This window comes from Rhizobium leguminosarum bv. viciae USDA 2370 (assembly GCF_002008365.1).
GTDB lineage: Bacteria > Pseudomonadota > Alphaproteobacteria > Rhizobiales > Rhizobiaceae > Rhizobium > Rhizobium leguminosarum.
This window is the reverse complement of the sequence record NZ_MRDL01000007.1, coordinates 1-22,626: the sequence shown is the minus strand read 5'-3', so window position 1 is coordinate 22,626 and position 22,626 is coordinate 1. Positions and strand designations below refer to the sequence as shown.

Annotated in this window: 18 protein-coding genes, 1 tRNA gene and 3 pseudogenes; 10 read left to right on the top strand and 12 right to left on the bottom strand. The window is 56.3% G+C overall.

All coding sequences use genetic code 11. The annotated features are described in order from the left end of the window. Together guaB and BS629_RS03015 are read right to left on the bottom strand one after the other, a co-directional pair. Window positions 1–1,485, bottom strand: a complete 1,485-nt coding sequence (gene guaB, locus BS629_RS03020; protein WP_018244933.1) for an IMP dehydrogenase — start codon at window positions 1,483–1,485, stop codon at window positions 1–3. A 279-nt stretch (window positions 1,486–1,764) separates the two neighbouring features. After that, entirely contained in the window at window positions 1,765–2,757 is a 993-nt protein-coding gene (locus tag BS629_RS03015) for an MBL fold metallo-hydrolase (protein WP_018244932.1), read from the bottom strand. A gap of 250 nt (window positions 2,758–3,007) precedes the next feature. On the opposite strand from BS629_RS03015, the gene BS629_RS03010 reads away from it, so the two are divergent. Beyond that, window positions 3,008–4,432: an MFS transporter gene (locus BS629_RS03010; protein ID WP_018244931.1), complete on the top strand. Its 1,425-nt coding sequence runs from the start codon at window positions 3,008–3,010 to the stop codon at window positions 4,430–4,432. 110 nt (window positions 4,433–4,542) lie between these two features. Here BS629_RS03010 and BS629_RS03005 read toward each other — a convergent pair whose 3' ends face one another. From BS629_RS03005 to BS629_RS02990, 4 genes and pseudogenes are all read right to left on the bottom strand, one after another. Continuing rightward, entirely contained in the window at window positions 4,543–4,926 is a 384-nt protein-coding gene (locus BS629_RS03005; protein WP_018244930.1) for a VOC family protein, read from the bottom strand. 127 nt (window positions 4,927–5,053) lie between these two features. After that, a pseudogene (locus BS629_RS03000) lies at window positions 5,054–6,285 on the bottom strand (O-antigen ligase family protein). Between the two features lie 409 nt (window positions 6,286–6,694). Then, on the bottom strand, window positions 6,695–7,402 hold the full coding sequence (locus BS629_RS02995) for an RlmE family RNA methyltransferase (RefSeq protein WP_018244928.1): 708 nt from the start codon (window positions 7,400–7,402) through the stop codon (window positions 6,695–6,697). A gap of 9 nt (window positions 7,403–7,411) precedes the next feature. Further along, window positions 7,412–8,977, bottom strand: coding sequence for a Ppx/GppA phosphatase family protein (locus BS629_RS02990; protein ID WP_018244927.1), 1,566 nt, complete (start codon window positions 8,975–8,977; stop codon window positions 7,412–7,414). Window positions 8,978–9,220: 243 nt separating this feature from the next. Between BS629_RS02990 and BS629_RS02985 the strand changes: the two genes are divergently transcribed. Beyond that, window positions 9,221–9,294: transfer RNA gene (locus BS629_RS02985), tRNA-Gln, on the top strand. Here the strand turns inward: BS629_RS02985 and BS629_RS39095 are convergent. The 3 genes from BS629_RS39095 to BS629_RS02970 form a co-directional block, all read right to left on the bottom strand. Next, entirely contained in the window at window positions 9,262–9,531 is a 270-nt protein-coding gene (locus tag BS629_RS39095; RefSeq protein ID WP_163925800.1) for a hypothetical protein, read from the bottom strand. The two genes, BS629_RS02985 and BS629_RS39095, sit on opposite strands and share 33 nt — an antisense overlap. 109 nt (window positions 9,532–9,640) lie before the next feature. Continuing rightward, window positions 9,641–9,907: a helix-turn-helix domain-containing protein gene (locus tag BS629_RS02975; RefSeq protein ID WP_018244925.1), complete on the bottom strand. Its 267-nt coding sequence runs from the start codon at window positions 9,905–9,907 to the stop codon at window positions 9,641–9,643. A 112-nt stretch (window positions 9,908–10,019) separates the two neighbouring features. Further along, entirely contained in the window at window positions 10,020–10,778 is a 759-nt protein-coding gene (locus BS629_RS02970) for a hypothetical protein (RefSeq protein ID WP_018244924.1), read from the bottom strand. 120 nt (window positions 10,779–10,898) lie between these two features. Between BS629_RS02970 and BS629_RS02965 the strand changes: the two are divergent. Next, window positions 10,899–11,415, top strand: a pseudogene (locus tag BS629_RS02965) (transposase); the annotation flags it as partial. Here the strand turns inward: BS629_RS02965 and BS629_RS02960 are convergent. Then, window positions 11,412–11,914: pseudogene (locus BS629_RS02960) on the bottom strand (transposase); the annotation flags it as partial. The pseudogenes BS629_RS02965 and BS629_RS02960 overlap by 4 nt on opposite strands. A 395-nt stretch (window positions 11,915–12,309) precedes the next feature. Between BS629_RS02960 and BS629_RS02955 the strand changes: the two are divergent. The 6 genes from BS629_RS02955 to BS629_RS02930 all read left to right on the top strand — a co-directional run bounded on the left by BS629_RS02955 (window position 12,310) and on the right by BS629_RS02930 (window position 19,514). Continuing rightward, window positions 12,310–13,881, top strand: coding sequence for an ArnT family glycosyltransferase (locus BS629_RS02955; protein ID WP_245268247.1), 1,572 nt, complete (start codon window positions 12,310–12,312; stop codon window positions 13,879–13,881). A 251-nt stretch (window positions 13,882–14,132) separates the two neighbouring features. Then, window positions 14,133–15,275, top strand: a complete 1,143-nt coding sequence (locus tag BS629_RS02950) for a glycosyltransferase (RefSeq protein ID WP_018244919.1) — start codon at window positions 14,133–14,135, stop codon at window positions 15,273–15,275. 217 nt (window positions 15,276–15,492) lie between these two features. Continuing rightward, window positions 15,493–16,299, top strand: coding sequence for an ABC transporter permease (locus BS629_RS02945; RefSeq protein ID WP_018244918.1), 807 nt, complete (start codon window positions 15,493–15,495; stop codon window positions 16,297–16,299). Continuing rightward, entirely contained in the window at window positions 16,289–17,608 is a 1,320-nt protein-coding gene (locus BS629_RS02940; protein WP_018244917.1) for an ABC transporter ATP-binding protein, read from the top strand. The genes BS629_RS02945 and BS629_RS02940 overlap by 11 nt, the downstream gene beginning before the upstream one ends. Before the next feature lie 3 nt (window positions 17,609–17,611). Continuing rightward, the gene (locus BS629_RS02935) at window positions 17,612–18,304 is read left to right on the top strand and encodes a class I SAM-dependent methyltransferase (RefSeq protein WP_018244916.1); all 693 of its coding nucleotides are present in this window, start codon (window positions 17,612–17,614) and stop codon (window positions 18,302–18,304) included. 67 nt (window positions 18,305–18,371) lie between these two features. Further along, window positions 18,372–19,514, top strand: a complete 1,143-nt coding sequence (locus BS629_RS02930; RefSeq protein ID WP_245268246.1) for a class I SAM-dependent methyltransferase — start codon at window positions 18,372–18,374, stop codon at window positions 19,512–19,514. 227 nt (window positions 19,515–19,741) lie between these two features. On the opposite strand, the gene BS629_RS02925 is transcribed toward BS629_RS02930, so the two are convergent. Continuing rightward, window positions 19,742–19,987 (bottom strand): hypothetical protein, encoded by a 246-nt coding sequence (locus tag BS629_RS02925; RefSeq protein ID WP_018244914.1) that lies wholly within the window; start codon window positions 19,985–19,987, stop codon window positions 19,742–19,744. A gap of 123 nt (window positions 19,988–20,110) precedes the next feature. On the opposite strand from BS629_RS02925, the gene BS629_RS02920 reads away from it, so the two are divergent. Further along, window positions 20,111–22,162 carry a DCC1-like thiol-disulfide oxidoreductase family protein gene (locus BS629_RS02920; protein WP_018244913.1) on the top strand — a complete coding sequence of 684 codons (2,052 nt, stop codon included), beginning with the start codon at window positions 20,111–20,113 and terminating at the stop codon, window positions 22,160–22,162. A gap of 280 nt (window positions 22,163–22,442) precedes the next feature. On the opposite strand, the gene BS629_RS39470 is transcribed toward BS629_RS02920, so the two are convergent. After that, on the bottom strand, window positions 22,443–22,626 hold a 184-nt coding region (locus tag BS629_RS39470; protein ID WP_205928008.1), incomplete at its 5' end, for a hypothetical protein.

Below are 22,626 nucleotides of genomic sequence, written 5' to 3'. Positions count from 1 at the left end.
TCAGAGGCCGGCGCCCGGATAGTTCGGGCTCTCGCGCGTGATCGTCACGTCATGGGCGTGGCTTTCGCGAAGACCGGCACCGGAGATGCGCACGAACGTGGCGCGGTCCTGGAAATCCTTGAGGTCCTTGCCGCCGACATAGCCCATGGCCGCTTTGAGGCCGCCGGCGAGCTGGTGGATAACACCCGAAACCGGTCCCTTGTACGGCACCTGACCTTCGATGCCCTCAGGCACGAGCTTCAGCGTGTCTCGCACCTCGGCCTGGAAGTAACGGTCGGCCGAACCACGGGCCATGGCCCCGACGGAGCCCATGCCGCGATAGGCCTTGAAGGAGCGTCCCTGATAGAGATAGACCTCACCCGGGCTCTCATCGGTGCCGGCAAGCAGCGAGCCGATCATGACGGCTGAAGCGCCGGCGGCAATCGCCTTGGCAAGATCGCCGGAGAACTTGATGCCTCCATCGGCGATAACCGGCACGTCCTGATCATTCGCGGCCTGCACCGCCGACATGATGGCGGCGAGCTGCGGCACACCGACGCCTGCGACGATGCGCGTCGTGCAGATCGAACCCGGACCGATACCGACCTTGACGGCATCGGCGCCGGCATCGATCAGCGCCCTGGTGCCGTCATAGGTGGCGACGTTGCCGGCCATGATCCGCACCGAGTTGGAAAGCTTCTTGACGCGCGTGACGGCATCAAGGACGCGCTGCGAGTGGCCATGGGCGGTATCGACGACCAGAAGGTCGACGCCGGCCTCGATCAGCCGCTCCGCGCGCTCGAACCCATCATCGCCGACGCTGATGGCGGCGGCAGCGCGAAGCCTGCCCTGAGCATCCTTGGAAGCGTTCGGGTTCAGCTGCGACTTCTCGATATCCTTGACGGTGATGAGGCCGACGCAACGGCCTTCGGTATCGACCACCAGCAGCTTCTCGATGCGATGCGAATGCAGCAGGCGCTTGGCCTCCTGCTGATCGACGTTTTCCTTGACGGTGACCAGTTTGTCCTTGGTCATCAGCTCATGGATCTTCTGTTCCTGATCGGTAGCGAAGCGGACGTCGCGGTTGGTCAGGATCCCGACGAGGCGGCCGGACTTCTCCACGACAGGGATGCCGGAAATGCTGTAGGATTTCATGAGCCCGAGCGCATCGGCAAGCGTCGCATCGGGGCCGATCGTCACCGGATTGACGACCATGCCGCTTTCGAATTTCTTCACTTGCCGGACCTGCTCGGCCTGCTCGATCGGCGTCAGGTTGCGATGAATGACGCCAAGGCCGCCGGCCTGGGCCATGGCGATCGCCAGGCGGCTCTCGGTGACGGTATCCATGGCTGATGAGATGATCGGGATGTTGAGTTCGAAATCCCGGGCGATGCGGGTGGAGATATTCGTCTGGCCCGGCATGACCTCGGAATGTCCCGGCTGCAGCAGCACGTCGTCGAAGGTAAGCGCGTCTGCGCCGGTTGCCGTTTCAATGATGCGTGCCATGGCCAAATTCCTTCATTTAATAAAAATGCGACCCTGTCCGGAAACGAATCGTCCGCCCCGGCGGTCTGCATGGGTTGCTTGGAAGTTGGCGAGGGCTGGTAACACGTCTATGACAGGAAGGAAATAGCAAAAAGCCCGGCATGTCCGCCGGGCTCGTCATGGGTGCCATGCGCCAAGAGCATTGCAGGAAAAGCGCTAAGCGCTTTTCGGTTCGGAATTGCATAAAAACAAGACGTTAGAGCGGTCCAGCGCTTCCGTGAAAGGCTGAACCGGTTCGGATCAGATGTTGAACTGATAGGTCTTCGGCACGAAGCGATAACCGCCATCCTGCCTTTCGACGAAGCCGACCGCCGGGAACGGCATGTGATAGCCAAGGAAGGCGATCTTCTCGCTCGCAATCATCTCGAAGACCTTGCGGCGCGTGGCCGCCGCCTGCGTCTTGTCCATGTCGAAGCGCACTTCCCAATCCGGCCGCAGCAGCGACAGGATATAGTGATTGGCCGTATCACCCGTGAGTACAAGGCGCTTGCCCGCGGATTCGACGTGGAACACCATATGCCCCGGTGAGTGGCCGGCCGCCAGCATCGCCGTTATGCCGGGCGCGAAACTGTCCCCTTCCTTAATGAAAGTGGTCTTTTCGGCGAGCGGCACCACATTGGCAAGCACCGCCTTGTGACCGCCTTCGGCCGGCGTGCCCTCACGTGCCTTGTCCGACCAGAAATCATATTCGGCCTGGCCGACGACATAGCGGGCATTCTTGAAGGCAGCCGCACCGTCTTCCATCAGACCGCCAATATGATCGCCGTGCAGATGGGTGAGCGCCACCAGGGTGACGTCGTCGGTTGAATATCCCGCCGCCTTCAGGCCTTCGGTCAGTTGACCGGCGCCACGTGCGCGGCCGCTGGCGCCGAAGCCGGTATCGACGAGGATGACATCCGAACCGGTATCGATAAGGGCCGGCGTATAGCCATTCATGAACTTGTCGGCCGGCAGGAAGTTTGCGGTCAGCAACGTCTTGACGGTTTCGGGGTCCTGATTGGTGCCGAAGGTTTCATAGGGCTTTTCGACAATGCTGGTGCCATCGCGGACGACGGTGAACTTATAGGAACCGAGCTTGAATTGATTGACCTCGGGCAAAGGCGTTCCATCCATATGATTGCTGTCTCCAGTTGCGGCCGCTTCGGCCCTCTCTTTAAAAATTGCCGGCGCTGCCAGCAGGCCAAGGCCCGCGGCAAAAAGGGTGCGCCGCTTTATTCCCGATGAAATTGCCATATGTCCATCCTCTTATGACGTGCGGTGCGTCGCCGCACGGCCCCCGATGTCAGTTCCGCCGGGTTTTCATGCCCGGCGGAGTCGACATATCTCAATCTTGACACGCGACGTTGATGCGCAAGCCGTCTCACGCAGACGTGAAGCAAACGTGTCGTCGACCCGGATTTGGGGATTGGCATAACCCACAGCTGGGACTAAACAGCACGGGCCTTTCCAGCTTCAATCCGCTGCCCCATCAAGGCTCCCGCCTATGAATCGCATCGTCCCGCTGATCCTTGCCGTCGCCCTTTTCATGGAACAGATGGACTCGACCGTCATTGCGACGGCGCTGCCGGCGATCGCTAGCGATTTGCATGTCGGGCCGATCACGCTGAAGCTGGCACTGACCTCCTACATGGTGGCGCTGGCGGTGTTCATCCCCGTCAGCGGCTGGATGGCCGACAGGTTCGGCGCCAAGAAGATCTTCCGGCTTGCCATCTCCGTCTTCGTCATCGGCTCGATCTTCTGCGCAATCTCGTCCAACCTCGTCGAATTCGTGTTTGCCCGCTTCCTGCAGGGCATGGGCGGCGCGATGATGACCCCGGTCGGCCGTCTCGTGCTGGTGCGCACCACGAAGCGCAGCGATCTGGTCTCGGCCATGGCGCTGCTCACCATCCCCGCCCTTGTCGGCCCGCTCACCGGACCGCCGCTCGGCGGCTTCATCACCACCTATTTCAGCTGGCACTGGATCTTCCTGATCAACGTGCCGGTCGGCATCATCGGTATCTGGCTTGCGACGATCTTCCTGCCGGAGGTGGAAGCGACGGCGCCGCCGCGGCTCGATTTCACCGGTTTCGTGCTGACCTCGCTATCGGCTGCGGGCGTCGTCTTCGGCCTGTCGGTGGTCAGTCTGCCGGCCCTGCCCCCGATCATCGGCGTCACCGCCACCTTGATCGGCTTCAGCTGCGGCGTCCTCTATGTGCGCCATGCCAAGCGGCACCCGGCGCCGATCCTCAACCTCAACCTGTTCAAGAACCCGACGTTCCGCGCCTCCACCTTGGGCGGCACGCTGTTTCGCATTTGCGTCGGCGCCATGCCCTTCCTGACGCCGCTGATGCTGCAGCTCGGCTTCGGGCTGACGCCGTTCCAATCCGGTCTCATCACCTTTGCTGGCGCGATCGGGGCGATCACCACCAAGTTCATGGCAAAGCGCGTCTTTGCCGCCGCCGGCTTCCGCACCACGCTTCTCGGCGCCGCCGGGGTAACGACCCTGGTGACTGTCATCACCGGCCTGTTCACGCCGTCGACGCCGCACCTCGTCATCATCGGCGTACTGCTGCTCGGCGGCTTCTCCCGCTCCTTCATGTTCACCGGCGTCAATGCGCTTGCCTTCGCCGATATCGATGATGCCGAAGCCAGCCAGGCGACATCGATGAGCTCGGTGATGCAACAGGTCAGCCTGGCGCTCGGTGTTGCGGTCGCCGCCGCGATCCTGGAGAGCTCGATCTATATCAGCGGCGAAGCGCTGCAGGTGGCCGATTTCCACCTTGCCTTCTACATCATCGCCGGACTGACGGTCATTGCGACCATTCCCTTCATCCGGATGGACCGCAATGCCGGTGCGCTCGTTTCCGGCCACCGTTTGAAGACGATGACGGCAGCAACTGTTGAAGCCGAGCAGCACGCGGTGAAATAAAGCATGTCGCGCAAAAGTGTGCAGCGTTTTGCGGTACCGACATGCGTGGAAACAAAGACCTAAAGCGCGAGGAGCGAATCTGAAAGATTGCAACGCTCTTTAGGCCGCCGTTACTGCGGGTTTTCGCAGACGGCAGAGAGCTTATTGCCGTCGAGATCACGGACATAGGCGGCATAGAAATGGGCATGGTAGGAGCGCAGGCCGGGCTCGCCCTCATCCACGGCGCCTGCCGCGATCGCCGCAGCATGGAAGGCGTCGACATCGGCCCGTGTTTCGGCCGCAAGTGCCACCATGGCGCCATTGCCCGAGGTCGCCCGGCGGCGATTGAAGGGCGTCACCAGCCAGAAGCGGCAGCGCGTATCGCCCTCGGCGCCATAGCCGATTTCCTCTTCGGAAGAGCGCTGGCGGCGATAGCCGAGCACCGGCAGCACGGCGTCATAAAAATGCCCTGCGCGATAAAGGTCGTTGGTTCCGAGCGTGACGTAGAGAAGCATTGGATCAGCAGCCCACAATTCTCAAGCCGGCTATCATCCGACATAATCGGCCCAAAGATCAAGCTTGCTGTTCCGGTTTCCGCCTTGCGCCCTTTGAAGCCCTTGGCCAGCCGCCCATGTGCAACCGTCAGCTCGAAACAACGGGCGCAAAGAGTGTGCTGCCTCGATCCGTGCAGATCAGGGCGACCATATAGGCGAAGATCGGATCCAGAGCCTTCTGGTTAAACATGATGCCAAAGCTGCCGGTTATGACGTAGCTGCTGAAGAGCAGAAGAGCGAGCGCAATCGCCAGATCGCGGCCCGGCCCGGCTTCTTTTCTCCACGCGCCGATCACCGGGGTGAGCAGCATCAGCGAAAGCGCCGCGATGCCGAAAACGCCGGCATCGATTCCCGCGGTCAAAAAACCGTTGTGGACATGCGTGAAGGACAGCTGCGGCCTTATACTATCGGGCAGCTCTGCCAAAACCGAAGTCATCCGGTTTTGCGGGCCATAACCAGTCAAGGGGNCGCGCTGAGCGAGGTGATCTCACCGTCGGTGCGTTCGACCGATGTCAGATTTTCCTGAAGCTCCTGAATGCGATGAAAAACCGGGCCGCTACCTAAGGCAACAAGGCCCACAAACAGCAAGGAGCCGGTAATGGCGAGGCTGCGCAAGCTCAGATGGAAGCCGCGTTTGCGAAAAAACCAGATAAAGATGAGGACATGGACGGGAATGACCAGCCAAGCCGAGCGCGTTCCCGACAGCAGAACGCAGCCGAGACCGGCGGCATATCCCAAAATCGCAATCCTTTGCTCCACGCTTTTGGGAGATTGAAGGTTGAGGAGCGCAATGCCGCCGAAGAGAACGCCTATGATCCCGAGCAGGGCAGCGTTCGTAGCCCCGCCCTCTGCCCGGTCCATAAGAAACGCGATCTGCACGAGACTGAGCAGAAAAGTAGCGATCATGCCAATCCCTGCGCCGAGGATGAAGAGCGGCACCAGACGGCCATCGGGAGATTGGCGCATCCGCGGCAATACCAGCCAGATCGAAAAGAACGGCAGGAGCCGGAGTATCCAGTCCAGTTCTTCGGAGTAAGGCGGATTGATGAATATGCTGGCGATCATCACCAACGGGTATATCGACATACCGATGGCAACCAGCCGGTCGGATCTCGACAGGTTCAATGCAAGGCGGCCTGTCGCCAGACAGTAGAGGCCCCACAGCATCGACGCGAGGAGGATGAAGGAGTTAAAATTCGGCGAAAGTCCTGGTAGGATTGCAAAGGCAAAGACCGTAATGCGGTTGTTTCGATCGAGCGCACTTCCGGCCTCCGTCCCGGGATAAAGCGCTTCTATCATGAGTTGTTTGAAATATTTCATTTTACCGGCCTGACCGTATCGGTGCTGACTCGCTATGGATCGCGAAGTCGGCTGTCAAGCCGTGATAACGGTCGAAATCCATGGTCTTATTCAATGCGGCATTCAGGCAACAGCATTCCGAGCCGCCATAGCCCTATCTAAACAAAGGTCCACGATGCGACGCGAGGATCAAGTTGATCGGCAGAAAAACACGGCTGAGGTGCAGGCTGATTTGATCTCTGATCGGCATGGCTTGCATGCGAGACACCGTTGTTCGAGCGCGGTTAGCAGCTGTTCTTGCCTGGAACTGTATGGACACGACCGAATGCACCGCTAGGGCAGGCCCCCACAGGACTTGGATCGACTTGAGATCATCCGGATCTAATTAGGATCGCTATCATCGGAAAAGAGTGGCCGAAGATCAAGCTTGCTATTCAACTTCGGCCTTGCGCCCTTTGAAGCCCTTGGCCAGCAGGAACATCTCGACCGATTCGGCGCGCGACGAGTTCGGCTTGACATGGACGACCTGGCGAAAGTTCTGCTTCAGCATGGCAAGCAGCTCACGCTCGGTGCCGCCCTGGAAGGTCTTGGTGAGAAAATGTCCGCCTTCCTGGAGCACTTCGACGGCGAAATGTGCCGCGACTTCGCAGAGATGCATGGTGCGCAGATGGTCGGTGCGATGGTGGCCGGTGGTGGGAGCCGCCATGTCCGATATGACGAGATCGGGCGTGCCGCCGACCGCCTCCAGCAGCTTTTCCGGCGCACTGGGATCGAGGAAATCGAGCTGCAGGATCTTGACCCCCGGCAGCTGGGTCATCTCAAGGAAATCGATCGCGGCCACACGAATATCATCATCTGTCGAGCCGGTGACCTTGGCTGCGATCTGCGACCAGCTGCCCGGCGCAGCTCCGAGATCGATGATGCGCTTGGCGCCGCGCAGGATATGATGTTTCTCGTCGATCTCCAGCAGCTTAAAGGCGGCACGGGCGCGATAGCCTTCGAGCTGGGCGCGCTGCACATAGGGATCGTTGAGGTGGCGCTCCAGCCATTGGCGGGAGGAGGCCTTCATCTTCTTGTTTTTGACGCGCTGGCCGAGCTTGCGGCCGGTGCGGTTTCCCGCGATCGGTGCCTTGGTCATGCCTTTTTCCTATCTCGCGCGCTGGCCGCGTCGGTTGCGGTTGCGTCGCCACACGCCGTCATCGGCCATCATGTCTGTGAGCAGGCCTTCCCTCAAGCCGCGATCGGCAACGCGCATGCGCGGGCTCGGCCAGCGGCGGCGGATCGCCTCGAGAATGGCGCAGCCAGCAAGCACCAGATCGGCCCGATCAGGCCCGATGCAGGGATTGGCGGCGCGGCTTGCGAAATCCCAGGAGAGAAGCTTTGCCTGCATCGCGGAGACCTCGTCATCGGACAGCCAGATGCCATCGACCTTCCGCCGGTCATAACGCGGCAGGTCGAGATGGACGCCGGCAAGCGTCGTCACCGTGCCCGATGTGCCTATCAGGTGGAAGTCGCCGGTCTGGGCGACCTCGATCTCCGGGCAATCGAAGTGTCCGAGCATGCCTTCGACTTCGCGCACCATGCCTTCAAAAGCCTCGGGCGTGACGTCGTGCCCGCCATGGCGCTCCGACAGCGTCACGACGCCGACGGGAAGCGAGGTCCAGTGGGTGATGTGATTGGCAAGGCGGCTGAAGCGATTGTCGCCGATGCGGATGACGGCGATCTCCGACGAGCCGCCGCCGATATCAAAGAGCACGACGGAGCGCGTCTCGCGACCGACCAACGAGGAGCAGCCGGACACGGCAAGCCGCGCTTCGGTCTCGCGATCGATGATCTCGAGCGCAAGGCCGGTTTCGGCAACGACCCGGCTGAGGAATTCCTCGCCATTGACGGCCTGGCGGCAGGCTTCGGTAGCGATCAGCCGCATGCGGCGGATCTCCCGGTTCCTGAGCTTGGAGGCGCAGATCCTCAACGCCTCGATCGCCCTCTCCATCGCCTCGTCGGACAGGCGACCGCTGGCAGCAAGGCCTTCGCCGAGGCGCACGATGCGGGAAAAGGCGTCGACGACGCGAAATTGTCCCGGACGGGTCGGCTGGGCAATGAGGAGACGGCAATTGTTGGTGCCGAGATCGAGAGCGGCATAGAGCTCCTCCGGCCAAGCATGCTCGCCGCCCTGGCGATCTCCCTGATGCGCGGGATAGATATGGCTTTCCTGGCGGCCCCGGCGGTTGGCGCTGGCGCCATTCGATGTTTCACGCAGTTCGGCACCGAGCGCCGTCTCTTCCGCGCGGCGTTCCTGCTGCGAGACACCTGATGGTTTTGCCGATGTCAGCGGCCGGCCCTGAAGACCGCGCTTGCCGCGATGCTTGCGGCGGTTGCGGCGGCTCGGCGCCGAATCGCCATCGGACCGGGCGGCATGATCTGCCGCTCCAGCCTGTTCCATCACATGAGGTTGAAGTGAACTATCCTGCGCAGCACCATGGCCGCCACGACGGCGACGCTTGCGCTTGCGGGCCGGATTACCGGCTGCATCTTCCATCGGGCGCGCTGGCTGTCCGGCACCGCCGGAAGGCTCATGCGAAGCGGGATGAGCCGCGTTGCGGGATTGCCCGCCACGTTTGCCCTTGCGGCGCCTGGACTTCTTGCCGTCCTTGCGCCCTGCCGCCGACGCCCCGTCAAATTGCGGCTTTGCGCCGCCTTCGGGGTCTTCCACGTTGTTTTTCCACCGCGCCGCGCAAGTCTTGAGATATGCAGCAGGCGCTCATTCGATTTTTGCGTTGCCGCAAGAATATCAGCGCCCGCCGAAATCGCCAAATTCTTTTTTGGACGGGGGTTTGCGGGTGGTTTCACCTCGTGGGCGGCAGCACCGAATTTTTTCAAAACGGCTATTTGCAATCCGCCCGCTTTTGGTTATAAGCGCCGCACAGCAGCCAAGCTATGCTTCGGCGGCAACTGCTGGGGAATAGTTCAATGGTAGAACGACGGACTCTGACTCCGTTAATCTTGGTTCGAATCCAGGTTCCCCAGCCAATTCTCAGCAAAACCCCTTATTTCCTTGATTTCCGGTCGTGCCGGATCTCGTTTTGGCATCATTGGCGACCCGATGCCCAGAACTGTAGCCCACAGGTGATGCTCACGATTTTTGAGACCGGGCGGCGCTCTTTTTTTGCTGGGATTGGGGGCGACGTCGGGGGCGGCCGCCTGCTCTTCGCCCTTGTTATCGGCCTCTGGACCGTCGGCCTCTTTGGCGCCGGCGATGCCAAACATTTCCTGCCGATCGGTCTTCTCAGCGGCTGCAACGGCATGCTGCCCTTCGCCATCTGCTCGGTCGGCAGAACCCTTTTTTGAAAACCAGACCCTCGGCCCGCACGAACACTCAAACGGCGCGTCGCTCAGGTTTTGATGCCGCGCTCGGCCAGTTCCGCCACAAGGCCCCGCGTCGTGAACGGGCCTGATTGGCAGCGTTGGCGCAGCCTGTCGGCCCGCTCGCCGGACAGGTCAGATGCTTGCGCCCGCCGACGCGACCCCGCGTCAGAGCGCCGGTCTCGGCAAGCCGCTTCTTCCACTTCGAAACACAGGAGGGAGCGATCGCAAGTGCGGCTGCGATCGATCGTATCGTTTCTCCGGCATTCAAGCGCGCCATCCCCGTTCTCGAAGATCTTCAGAATATGGTTGCGTCATCCCTGCCGGCCATCTCGAACCGGTCATCTCGATTGACCAGCCGGGGAAGATCGCTGTTGTGAATTGTCGGTTGCTTATTGCGCCGCCTTGAACTTCGGTTCTTTGTCGCCCTGCCAGAGCGGCAGACCGACTTCTTCCGCGACCTGCGGATCGGCTGTGTAGATGGGATAGCCTTGCCTGAGCAGCCTTATCAGGATTTCCCGGTCGAAACGGGTATGTTTGCGGGTCAGATTGGCGCTGTTGTATATGTGGCCGTTCGAATGAGGATTGATGCCGGTTATGATGACCGCGCTGGCATCGTTGTATAATGCAAACAACACTGCGATCATTCCGTTCGAGCACTTGGTTTCGGCATCGAGCTCAAGGTTCACCAGTCCGCTGGCTTTATGCATCAACGCTATGCGCTGATAGCGGCCCACGACATGGAGATCCCGGTAGCAATAGCTGAACGAGTTCAGATTGTTTTTCACGCGCGCCTGGCGTTTCTGACCCCGCCGCCAGGTGAGAACGTAGAGAGCGCCGGTGCGGTGCCCGGTGAGAACGCGCCTTGTCTCCACGGCTGCCGTATTGCCGCCCTGGAGCTCGTTGAAGCCCATCAGGGTGATGTCGGGCGCATCGATGCCCCAGGCATGGACAGCTATTTGCGAGGCGTTCACCGAAATGATGCGATATGTTTCATCGAAGCCGACGGGCTTGTGGGAAACGGGTGCCGATCCGACGACCACGACAGGGCCGGCAAATGGTACACTGGTTTTCGGAGGCTTGGGCCTTGTCACGGTATATCTGATGCGGCGGTAGATGATTTTATGAATCTGCGCAAGCAAATTTGGCATTCGAAGTATCACTCCAGCTCATGCCTAGCCTGAATTATCTCAAAGTAAGAAGTGAATCGGCCCCAAGAATCGGAGAACTGCTTTTGGAACAAAGATGATCAGACTGCAAGACGGGTTCCGATGCAACCATACTGTATCTCCACGCAGCTCGAATTTGAAGGCTTCGACGCCCACAAAGTTGTGGCTGGTTTCGATGGCGGCGCGATCACCTCGGATGCCGGCGCGCTTTTGCTTCGCCATGTCGACAAAGTAATTGGCCTGTTCGAGCGGATGGCGGCGTGCTTTGTTGCGCCGCGCTGCGGCTTGCACGGTCAACAGTGTGCGCGCGCTGGTCGGGCCGCGCATCGCGGCGATCGCCTGAGGCGTCGACGACCATGACAGGCTGCGCCATGACCCGGTTCTTCGGCTTCTGTCGCAGAGCCTGACGCCGAAGCGGCATAAGATCGGTTATAGGGCTAGCGTTGGAAGCCTTATTTGTCGAGCTGTTTCTGGAGGCCCACGCTAAGCCGCGGGTCGAGATCGTGCTCGTTCTCGACGCCACCGACGATCCGCTGCATCGGCCAAGCTGCGGCGTTCCAACATCGACGCCAGGGCCGGATCGGTCGCCGAAATCGATCGCATCGTTGCGCAGATTCGCTTCCGATTGACGGGCCACCCGTCACGCTTGAGCAGGACGTGCACACGTCGATAGCCATAGCGCACCCGCGTCTGGCAGATGTCTTTGATCTTCAGCTTCAGTTCGGCCTGCTCGCCGCGCCTGGACTTGTAGACATAAAGCGACCGGTCATTCAGCACCGAACATGCGCGCCGGATAGAAACCTTCCAGTCTGCCTTGATCGTGTCGACAAGCTTGCGCTTGCGGGCAGGCTTCAGAGCTTTTTTGACAGCACGTCCTGAAGCATCGCCTTGTCCAGCGACAGGGCGGCAACAACCCGCTTCAGCTTGGCGTTCTCCTCCTCCAGTTGCCGCAGCCGCTTCATCTCTGACGGCATCAGACCGGCATATTTTTTGCGCCAATTGTAGAAGGTCGCGTCCGAAATTCCTGCCTTGCGGCATACCTCACCGATCGGCGTCCCGTCCTCCGCCTGCTTCAGAACAAAGGCGATCTGCGCTTCCGAAAACTTCGAGGCCTTCATCGAATTCTCCTCTTCTGCCCAACAGGGATCATAAGTGGAAAATTCCAGGTCTGAATGGCCTAATTCGACGGGGGCAGGTCACTTTGGCTGCCTAATCTCAATTTAAACCGTCGAGACGCCATCTGCGTTTATCGTCTTTTTGCTTTCGATCTATTGAGCCCTGTGTCCCGGCATTGCCATATGAACCCAGGAAATTTAAGAACGACGCACTACCAAAATCCCGAACTCAAAGCGAATTAGAGGGACTAACGTTGATTGCCTCGACGATACAAAAGAACTTATCGAAGACATTGTTTTTGCTTTTTTTGATAATTTACATTTCGATAAATTCGAGGTGGATATTTGTTTATAGAAATGAGGGACTGTTTGACATCGACGAGTCAGCATACCTTATGATGGCGGTCAAGAACTATTATGCTTACGTCCACGGTGGATTGCGACTGTGGTTCTCTTCAGTAGAAGCACCCAACGCGGCTTCACCTTTAACCTCAGCCCTTGCGTCACTTTTATTCATAGTAACAGGTCCGCGCGTCGCGTTCGGCATATACATACCGCTGCTCGCATGCTTAGCAACCGTAGTCGCGGTATACTATATCGCCAAACAAAGCAGCATCCAACGAGTTGCGGAGATAAGCGCGTTAGTCGTAGCCACGACACCGCTTCTGGTGAATTATTCACGCAGCTTTCACTTCGCGATCCCGGCAACAGCCTGCACAACTGTGGCATTGCTTTGCCTAATAAAATCTCAGCAGGCTAAGCGTTGGCCCTGGATTATCGCTTTTGGTTTTTTTGTCGGCCTAATGCCGCTTGCACGCACGATGACGCTCGCATTCATCCCATGCTTGGGTTTAGCTGCGTTTGTATACGTGGCTGCTTCTCCAGATGAACGTCTTGCACGTATTGGACGGCTACTTGTGGCTGGCGCAGTCGCTTCCGCGACAGCTCTTACGTGGTTGCTTTTAAACGGAAAGTATGTAGCCGAATATTTGTTCAACTTCGGATATGGAGCAAGAGCAGCGGAATTCGGTCCCAAATTGTCATTTGTTGGCAGCGTCATTTACATGATCCAAATATTTCTTGATCAAGTTTACGCGCCACACTTCATCGTAATTTCAGTCGGCATCACAATATCCATTTTTCTGTTTTTGAAGAATCTGCTGTGCGCGGACCGGAACGAATGGCTTTCAAAATACGCCAGCTCTCCAATAACTCCCGTGTCAATCTTTGTATTCTTTTCCTTTCTAATTTTATCGTCCTCGCAAAATAAAGGCACGGCATTTATTGCACCGCTCCTCCCGCCAACGATTTTTCTTTCGACATGGGCGATTTTCAGGCTCAACGACAATCGCTTCTATGGAATTGCAGTAGCTAGCGCTTTGGCTTTCATCTCCATGTATGCATTTATACCGATGGTCGACTTGAACTCCGAGACATCTACCCGTACGACGCATTGGCTCCCTTTCTACGGAAAAGTCGTCTACTCGGACGGGAGTGGAACGATGCAAGGCTACGAGGCAGCCTTCGGAATAAACACGGCGGAACCGGGTAAAGCATTGCCCCCGGAGACAGCGGAAGCGTGGAATCAGATAAATCAGGACACGCTTGATGCGATCAAGCCCTTCATAGGGGCAACGAGAGCTGTCGCATTCGGTTTCAGAAATGCGGTGTATAATGTGAACACGCTCGGCTTGACCAATAGCCTTCGGGGCCAACCGCCCCTGAATTTATCTCAAATAGAGCCATTGATAACGGGCGAAAGCGCTGAAGGATATCTCGCTTGGTTTGCGTCTGGACCCGCCGCACCTGCATGTGTGCTCCTATCGTCGCCCGGTGAAAAAGGCGAGTTTCCCCCCTACGTCAATACAGTGCTGGTTGAGTCCGCGGCAAAACAATCCGGCTTTGTCGCGGCTCAAACCTTAAGCATGCCAAGCGGAAGGGTTGTGACAATTTGGAGGCGGCCTTGCTGAGGAACGCCGATCGTAGCAGCCTTCGTCTTCGCGCGGATCGAGCAGATCTTGCATTTGTGTATGACGGGCTGTGGCAGCTACTCGACCGTCATAGAAATGCGCGCAGGGGCTGTTTGCGACATAGGAGCAACACGTCTTCGATAAATGGCGGTGGTCCAAAGCATATAATGGCCTCTGTCGCGTGCCTGGCTACTTCCGCTTGAATGGTGGGCACCCTTTGGGATATGGGAGCGTCCAAAATGGAGTATTCAATGCTTTCCAACGATCCAAAGTTCGCTGCGAACGATGAGCCTCATCAAGGGTGGCTGGCTCCGGTCCTGTCGATAGTTGTGCCCAGCTTCAACGAGCGAGATAATATCGAGCTTCTGTACAAAAAACTTTCATTAGCGCTGCGCGATACGCCCTTCGAAATGATTGTGGTTGATGATAACAGCCCTGATGGGACTGCTGACTTTACAAAGGAATTAGCAGGAAAGCATAGTAATATACGATGCTTGCGCCGTTTTGGCCGCAGGGGGCTTTCGTCCGCATGTGTAGAGGGAATAGCATCAGCATCTACGCCCTACGTTGCGGTGATAGACGCGGATCATCAACATGACGAACGCATCATTCCCCAAATGCTCCAGGAAATCATTGGGGGAGCAGACTTAGCGATAGGTTCGCGCTACGCAGCGGCGGGGTCGGCCGGGGACGGATTGTCTGGGACTCGACTAAAGGGTAGCCAGCTTGCGACGCGTCTGTCTTCGATGGTAACTGGACAAACGATCTCCGACCCGATGAGTGGCTTCTTTATGGTGCGAAGAGATCTCTTCGACGCCATCGCGCCCATGCTAAGCAAAGAGGGTTTCAAGATCCTGCTTGACATGGTTGTTATTTCGAGACGCCAAGGACGAGAGCTTGAAATCGCAGAAGTGCCGTACATATTCCGTTCGCGTCACGCGGGTGAGAGCAAAATGAGCTCTCTCGTAGTCGTGCAATTCTTGGGCCTTTGGTTTTCTCAGCTGACCGGCGGCTTACTGCCTACGAGTTTCCTGTTGTTTGCCATGGTTGGTGCAAGCGGCGTCGTCGTCCATATGACTGTGCTCGCAATATTCACAGCGTTCTTAGCCGAGGGATTCGTTATAAGCCAGATTGTCGCGACGCTCGCAGCTATGACCTGGAATTTTTTCCTTAACAACATACTGACTTATTCAGACAAAAAACTGAAAGGTCGAAATTTGTGGATCGGCCTTGTTGGCTTCTGCGCAATCTGCTCTCTAGGAGGGATAGCGAACATTTCTGTAGCAAGCGCGATATATGATTTCCGCCAACAGGCATCCATCGCCGGACTTGCTGGGGCGCTGATGAGTTCGGTGTTTAATTACGCCGTAACTCGAGTCTTCACTTGGCGTTGACGCACGGCGGATCGCACCCGGGCAGGGCGAAGGTTAAGTTGAGAACAGGCTGCTTTTCGACAGGTGAACTCGTAGGTCGACATCCGCATGCATTTGGCTTGGCGATGTGTGGTTGGGATGAGCTTAACCTCCTGGGTTCAACGCTATTGCCCGTTTTTTGCGGGCGCAGATTATCGTGCAGTTTTGTGCGCGCAATTGAAAGTATAAGGCCGATCCAATGATTGAAACGTTGCGCGTCATATGGCGCCACAGAACTCTCATTTGGAGGCTGGCACAACGTGAAACTGAAGCCCGCTTCCGTGGATCATTGTTGGGAATAATTTGGGTGGCACTCGTGCCGCTCATAATGCTTGCAGTATACAGTTTGGTTTTTGGATCTATTCTGAAGGCGGGTTGGCACTCTCCCACCACTGGACAGGCCCAAGAGTTCAGTTTTCCCATGCTAATTTTCATCGGCCTAACCCTTTTCGGAGTGCTCGCAGAAACAATAAACCGATCTCCTTCACTTATTTTGGAGAACCCGTCTTATGTTAAGAAAGTGACATTTCCTCTGCAGATATTGCCGGTCGTCGCATTGCTTTCAACCCTGATTAACGCGGGAGTATCATTGACAATATTTTTTATATTTTATTTATTGATGTACGGATTGCCGAACTTAAGCGTTCTATATTTACCTGCGGTCATTTTTCCCTTTGTTCTACTCTGTCTGGGAGCTTCCTATTTCCTAGCTTCGCTCGGTGTCTTTCTGAGAGACATGAAACACGTTACAGGCCCTATTACGACCGCACTCATGTTTCTTTCTCCGGTTTTTTACGCCCCCGACAATCTACCTGAGAATTACAGACAATTGCTTTATCTCAACCCAGTGACGCCGGTCGTTATTCAGGCACGAGACGTCATCTTCTGGGGTAGAGCACCAAGCCCGTTGGAATGGGGCGCATATATGGTGGTGGCCTTGCTGATTTATGCGCTTGGCTCCGCATGGTTCCAACGAACCCATAAGGCCTTTGCTGATGTTATCTGAAATTGTGATTGAAGCCACATCGCTGAGCAAAGCATACTTGATCTATAGCAAGCCGCAGGATCGCTTGAAGCAAATGTTTCTCCGGTGGCGCAAGTACTACCAGGAGTACTGGGCCGTCCAAAACGTAGATCTCTCAATTAGAAGAGGTGAGACAGTCGCGATCGTGGGTAGAAACGGCTCAGGTAAATCGACGCTGTTGCAAATGATCGCGGGCACCTTGCAACCAAATGGAGGGTCGCTGCGTGTTCATGGTCGTGTGGCCCCGCTGCTTGAACTTGGCGCAGGGTTCAATCCCGAATTCACGGGAAGAGAGAACATTCGTCTATCAGCCTTCATTCTCGGCCTTACTGATCGAGAGATTAGAGAACGGGAAGAGTCGATTGTTGAATTCTCCGGAATCAGCGATTTTGTCGATCAGCCGGTTAAGACCTATTCGTCTGGAATGTATGCAAGACTTGCGTTTGCTGTTGCAGCGCATGTGGATGCCGACATCCTCATCGTCGACGAAATCCTTGCCGTCGGGGACGCGGCCTTTGCGCAAAAATGTATGCGCTACATTAGGAAGTTCCGTGAACATGGTACAATCCTATTTGTTTCGCATGACACCTCCGCTGTGACTGCACTGTGTGATCGCGCCATTTGGATGGACAAGGGTCGAATACGTGCCGAGGGCTCGGCTAGAGATGTCAGCCTCCAGTACCAAGCATCGCTCCAGGAAGAAGCAGATGGGCAAACGCTGTCAATAGAAGGCCGTCGGAGAGACGTGGCCGACATTAAAAGGGATACGCGCCGCGATTTGATCCGCAACTCCGACAAACGCAACGAGATACATGTTTTTGAATTTGATCCGGCAGCGCCGTCTTTTGGCGCAGGTGGCGGAAAAATCACGGGTGTTCGTATCCTGGATAACGAAGGTAAATTGCTTCCCGTTATTGAAGGTGGAGAGGAGCTAGTTATCGAAGTGAGCTGTAGAGCCGATAATGCGCTCCATGGGCCAATTGTTGGATTCCTCGTTCGAGACCGGCTAGGTCAGAGCATATTCGGTGACAATACGTTTTTGACGCAGGCGGCTTCGCCACTGCATATTCCAGCCGGTAGCGAATTTCGAGCTCGGTTTGCGTTCCAGATGCCTTATTTGCCAAGTGGCGATTACGCTATAGCGACGGCCTTGGCAGAAGGGACGCAGGCGGATCATCGCCAACATCACTGGGTAGATGAGGCTCTGATTTTTCATTGCGAGAGTAGTCACGTAACGCACGGCTTGATAGGGCTGCCGATGTCCGAAATTAACTTAATTTACGGGAACTAGGAAATGGCCATAGGGCAATTCTGCTGCTCGGTTTGCGGATCAAGGGAATTTAAATTTAGTGAAGTACTGTGGGATGGGCTGACGGACGAGTGGCAGATTTGTGAGGAAGAACGGCGCTATATCGACAGGCAGCAGGGCGAGCAATGTATCAGATGCGGATCAAACCTACGGTCGATAGCGCTCGCTGATGGGCTGCGAAACGTATTTTCGACGGATAAAACCCTCTCGGATTTTGTCGCGTCCGCTAGTTCGAAGGCTTCTATTCTCGAAATTAACGAAGCAGGAACATTGCATTCCCTACTTATGAAATTGCCGGGGCATGTGTTTGCCGAATACCCCCGTGTAGATATGCACGCACTTCCCTTCGATGCCGAGAGTTTCGATGTGGTCGTCCATTCTGACACGCTGGAGCATGTTAAAAATCCTGTCCATGCCTTGCAGGAATGCGGCAGAGTATTAAAAACCGGCGGAGCCCTTTGCTTCACCATCCCTATCATTGTCGGTCGAATGTCGCGTTCGCGCGACGGTCTTAAACCCTCCTATCATGGCGATCCAGCTCTCAACGCAAGCGACTATCTCGTCCACACGGAATTCGGGGCAGATGCTTGGACTTACATAATGCGGGCCGGATTTTCACAGCTCCGTATTTTTGCGGTTGAGTATCCCGCAGCGATATCGTTTGTAGCGATTCGCTGATGAAGCTACTGCGTGCAGCAAGTTAGGGATTTCGGAACAGGGATTGCACGAAATGCAAGAAGAGGCAATGAAATCGCTGGAGTTCACCGGTGAGCGCTTTCACCCGGAACTCAACGGCGAAATCCGGCAGGAGCATATGCACCGTTATGCATGGTGCCGGGAGCTAGCAGCAGGCAAGGACGTAATTGACGTTGCGTCAGGAGAGGGTTTTGGTTCGGCCATGCTGGCTGAGCAGGCGGCGTCGGTCATTGGTGTCGATGTTTCCGGCGAGGCTGTCACGCATGCATCGCGTCGTTACACGCGCGAGAACCTGACGTTTAAGCAAGGCGACGCTGCAGCGGTCCCGTTGCCGGATGGAAGCGCCGATTTGGTTGTATCGTTTGAAACAATCGAGCATGTCTCAAATCAGGAGAGTGCGATCGCTGAATTCTCCCGCCTCTTGCGTCCGGACGGGCTTTTGGTCATCTCCTCGCCGAACGTAGATATTTACTCGACCAGGCAAGATTACGACAACCCGTTCCATACGAAAGAACTAAACCGTAAGGACTTCATCGATCTCCTAAAAACTCAGTTCGGTGCAGTTCGAATATTCGGTCAGCGCATGCTAGTTGCTTCGGCCATTTTACCGGCGGAAGTATCCACATCAGGCGTGGAGCTGTTGGTGGATGACGGAGAGGTAAGGAGGGTTACCCGGGAAGCACCCCAGAGTATGTATTTCATTGCTGTCGCTGCTCACAGCGAAAACACCTTAACTCTGAGACAGGCATCCATTCTTCTAAGCGAACACTATGACGTCTATTGGCAACTGAAAGACGAACTGACCGCAACTAGGAAGGAGATGGAACGGATTCGGGGCCATCTAGACGCGGTTCTCGCCGAATTTGGTCCTCTCAAGAGCGAAGTGGTGAAGATGCGGACAGAGCGCGGCTTGGCCAACCAACTCAAGCACCTAAATGTCATCGCGAAGAGCGGGCTGTTCGACTCGAAGTTCTACGGTTCTCAATCCGGCAAAGTGGGATTGTGGAAATCGCAACTCTTAAAGGATTATGTCCTTCGCGGTGAGCAGGCAGGATTGGCGCCATCCTCATTATTTGATCCATCTTTCTATGCCGCAAGCTATCCCGACGTGGTTGAAAGCGGAATGGGGCTCCTTATGCACTTTATAGTTGCTGGAAAGAAAGAGGGGCGACTACCGAAGGCGCCAGAGTGAGCCCACTGACAATATTCGGGCAGCTCGCTGATTTCTGGGTAAGCGGTGTTCCGCACACTTCGGAGTCGGCAACACAGGTCGGGAGCCGTCCGGGACTGGGAGGCGCACGGACACATTTACTGAAGGCGGGCTCGTCGCTCACAGCGGGTGAATACGCAGACAGTGTTAGGGAAAGCATTCATGCTGTCGAGTCCGTAGCGCGGGTCGCTTACAGGAGAGGCTAGCCTTCAAAAAGCACTGACGGAGATAAGCAAGGACCACCCGACGAGATCATCCCGCTGCCGACCAACACCATCGGCGAAATGTCCTGGCCTCTTCACCGAATAGTCGCGAAATAGCTGCCTCCAGCTGCTGTCTAGGTCGTGGCGCATCAATTCCTTGCGTTGCTCTTGTTCTACTCGACTGTAAACGGCGTCCCAGAAGGGATGGACCTCGACCGAGAACGGCACGAGCCGGAAAACTTTCCAGAACATGGTAAGAACGTCTAGCGTTCACCTAAAAAGGAGTGCGTCTCGATAATTGGACCTGTTCCGCTTCCCTAATTTTTGCTAGTTCCACGAGCTAAAGACCGTCGCCGCACAGCCGGAGCCCCATTTATGAGCACATTCGACGTTTCTACGAATGATAAATCAGCGTTTCACTTGTCCAGCGCAGGCCGGAGGCTGGTGTTGCTTAGTGTTTTCTATGCGTTCACGCTGTTGATGTGCTCGGCTTTCGAAACCGAAGGATACATCACAAGGTTCAGTGCCTTTTTCGGGTCATTGGCGGTCATAATTATTGCCGTAAGATATGGACCGGCTGAGCGGGTCTACGAACGCCTAAATTCATTTTCCGCTTTTCTTGAACGACGTGGTGCATTTATATCAAATCCAGTGAACGAGGCGCCGAAATTCGCGCTTCTCCGGATGGGCTTCGGGCTCGTCATGATTTATCGCGCCTACTGGCTGCTGTACTACCTCACCCCTTCAGATTGGAGCGACTATCGGGTATTCGTTCCGGCGTTCGTAAGCATCGTTGGCGGTTTGATGGTGGCTTTTGGCCTGTTCACACAGCTCGCCTTGGTCGTCCTGATTGTCTTCCAATGGCAGGTTGGCGACACCTCGCTTAGAACTTCGACGCTTGGTAATGATATCGCTGCGCTCTTCGGCTTGTTGCTGATATTCGCCAATGCCGGCGCTCATTTTTCGGTTGATGGAAGGTTGCGACGCCGGCCGCACCGCTTCGGACGCCTCATTGCCGCTGGCTATTACCGCAACGGCCTCGCGCCCACAGCCACCTTGCAGGCGGCAAAGTTCCTTGCGCTTCTGGGGTATGGTGCTGTCTGTCTCTATTCACTTGGAATGCATCTTGGGGAGCCTGCTTGGATGCAGGGTTATGCTGGGCCACAACTTCTGACAAACAACTTCATGTCGATTTTCGGCGATGAGTTCACTCAGTTGTTCACTTACTCCAGTGTGTTCGTAATGCTCGCCCGTGTCGCATTGTGGGGGATGTTGCCTTGGTATCTTCTCGTCGTAGCATGCGTTGTGTGGGGCGGATGGCCAAGGACTTACGCGCTCATCTGGGCATTTTTATTCTTCTGTCTCAGCAAGTTCGTCTTGAGCCTAGGCATGCTGGCTGAATTCGAGTTTCTGTTCTTTGCAGGTCTATTTTGGCAGCGGGCTTTCATCTCCGGAGCCAAGACCTTGAATGTCGCCTACGACGACCGATGCAACCTCTGCGACCGGACGGTGAATTTCATTAAAGCGACGGATATATTCAATCGGGTGCAGCTAAGGCCGCTCTCGAAGAATACTAAATGGCTCACAGCGCATGGTATCGACCCGAGTGAAGCTCAAAAGGACCTATACGGCATCGATGCCAGCAACGAGATGGTGGCTACGAAGGGATATGACTTTTATCTGTTGCTGACCAAGAAGGTTGCGTTGCTCATCCCCTTCTACCCTATTTTACTTGCAGCAAGTTTCGTGGGTGGTAGGGCCATCTATCGTTTCATCGCCGACCGCCGCACGAAGCTATTTGGGGTTTGCCACCTTCCGACTCCCAAGAAGGACTATGTCCTGCTTCCTGAAGGCCAGACGGTAGAAGCTAAGATTTCTTTCAGAGATCCCATAACGCCATTTTTTCTTCACGTGGCGTTTCTAACAATTTGCTATGTGACGACAATCCCAACTCCTTGGATCTTTCTGTCAGCTCCGAAGCTTATACAATCTTCCCTCTCCGTTTTGGCCCCGTTCGGCGATGCCGCCCACGTCTATGGGATCACACCTATCAACGTGTTCAACCACTATGACTTAGGGCTCGCGGAGAATTGGTTCACGCTAAGTAAGATTGATTCGGATGGTAAGGCCTCTCTCCTCCCAGTCCTCGACGAGCACGGAAAAAGGCTCGCCGCGCATCGTTCTGATCGAAACTATTTCGGCGGTACCCTTACTTTTAGAAGGTCCGTGATAGACACAACGGGCTGCCAGTACGACAGCCATGCTGAAATTATCAACTACTTGGCCGAAAGTGCGGGGGGACATCGCGGTAACTATATCTACAGGCAGTACCACCAGACCCTGCCTGACGCTTCAAAGCTAATTAGCGGAATATACGAAGTACAGCCTATCAGCGTGGTTTGCGACATCAATTTCGCTCTCAAGTGAGGCCGCCTGAGGCCCCCTGCCCAGCTGCCAACCAAAAGCGGAGCTAGCCCCGTCCCCCCAGTCCGCACATAGACGGTGTCCTTCGGCATGACCTGTGTGACGAGCGTCATTGCTGGTAGGCGTTTCCTTCTCGATCGCGTCGATAAACGCGTCGAGCTTAGCGTACTTCGTAAGCGACAAGCTGACCCCATCTGGCGTCGGTAGCGTTGGCCGCTGTATTGCGGACAGACGATTCACAAACTGTCGGCCCGGATAACGACGTCGCCGATGACGAACTCGATCATCGCACGTGTGCCAATCGTCCTGGTCCCTGCCAGACCAGCCCGATCTTGCGAGGAGGATCGTTGTCCGTGACTAGCATCACGACGCCAGCCAAATACAAAGTAAGCATACGGTGAAGGCCGCTGGTCACGCCGCTTGAGCGTCGATGGTCGGCGGTGTCCAGTTCCATGGAAGCAGTTGCT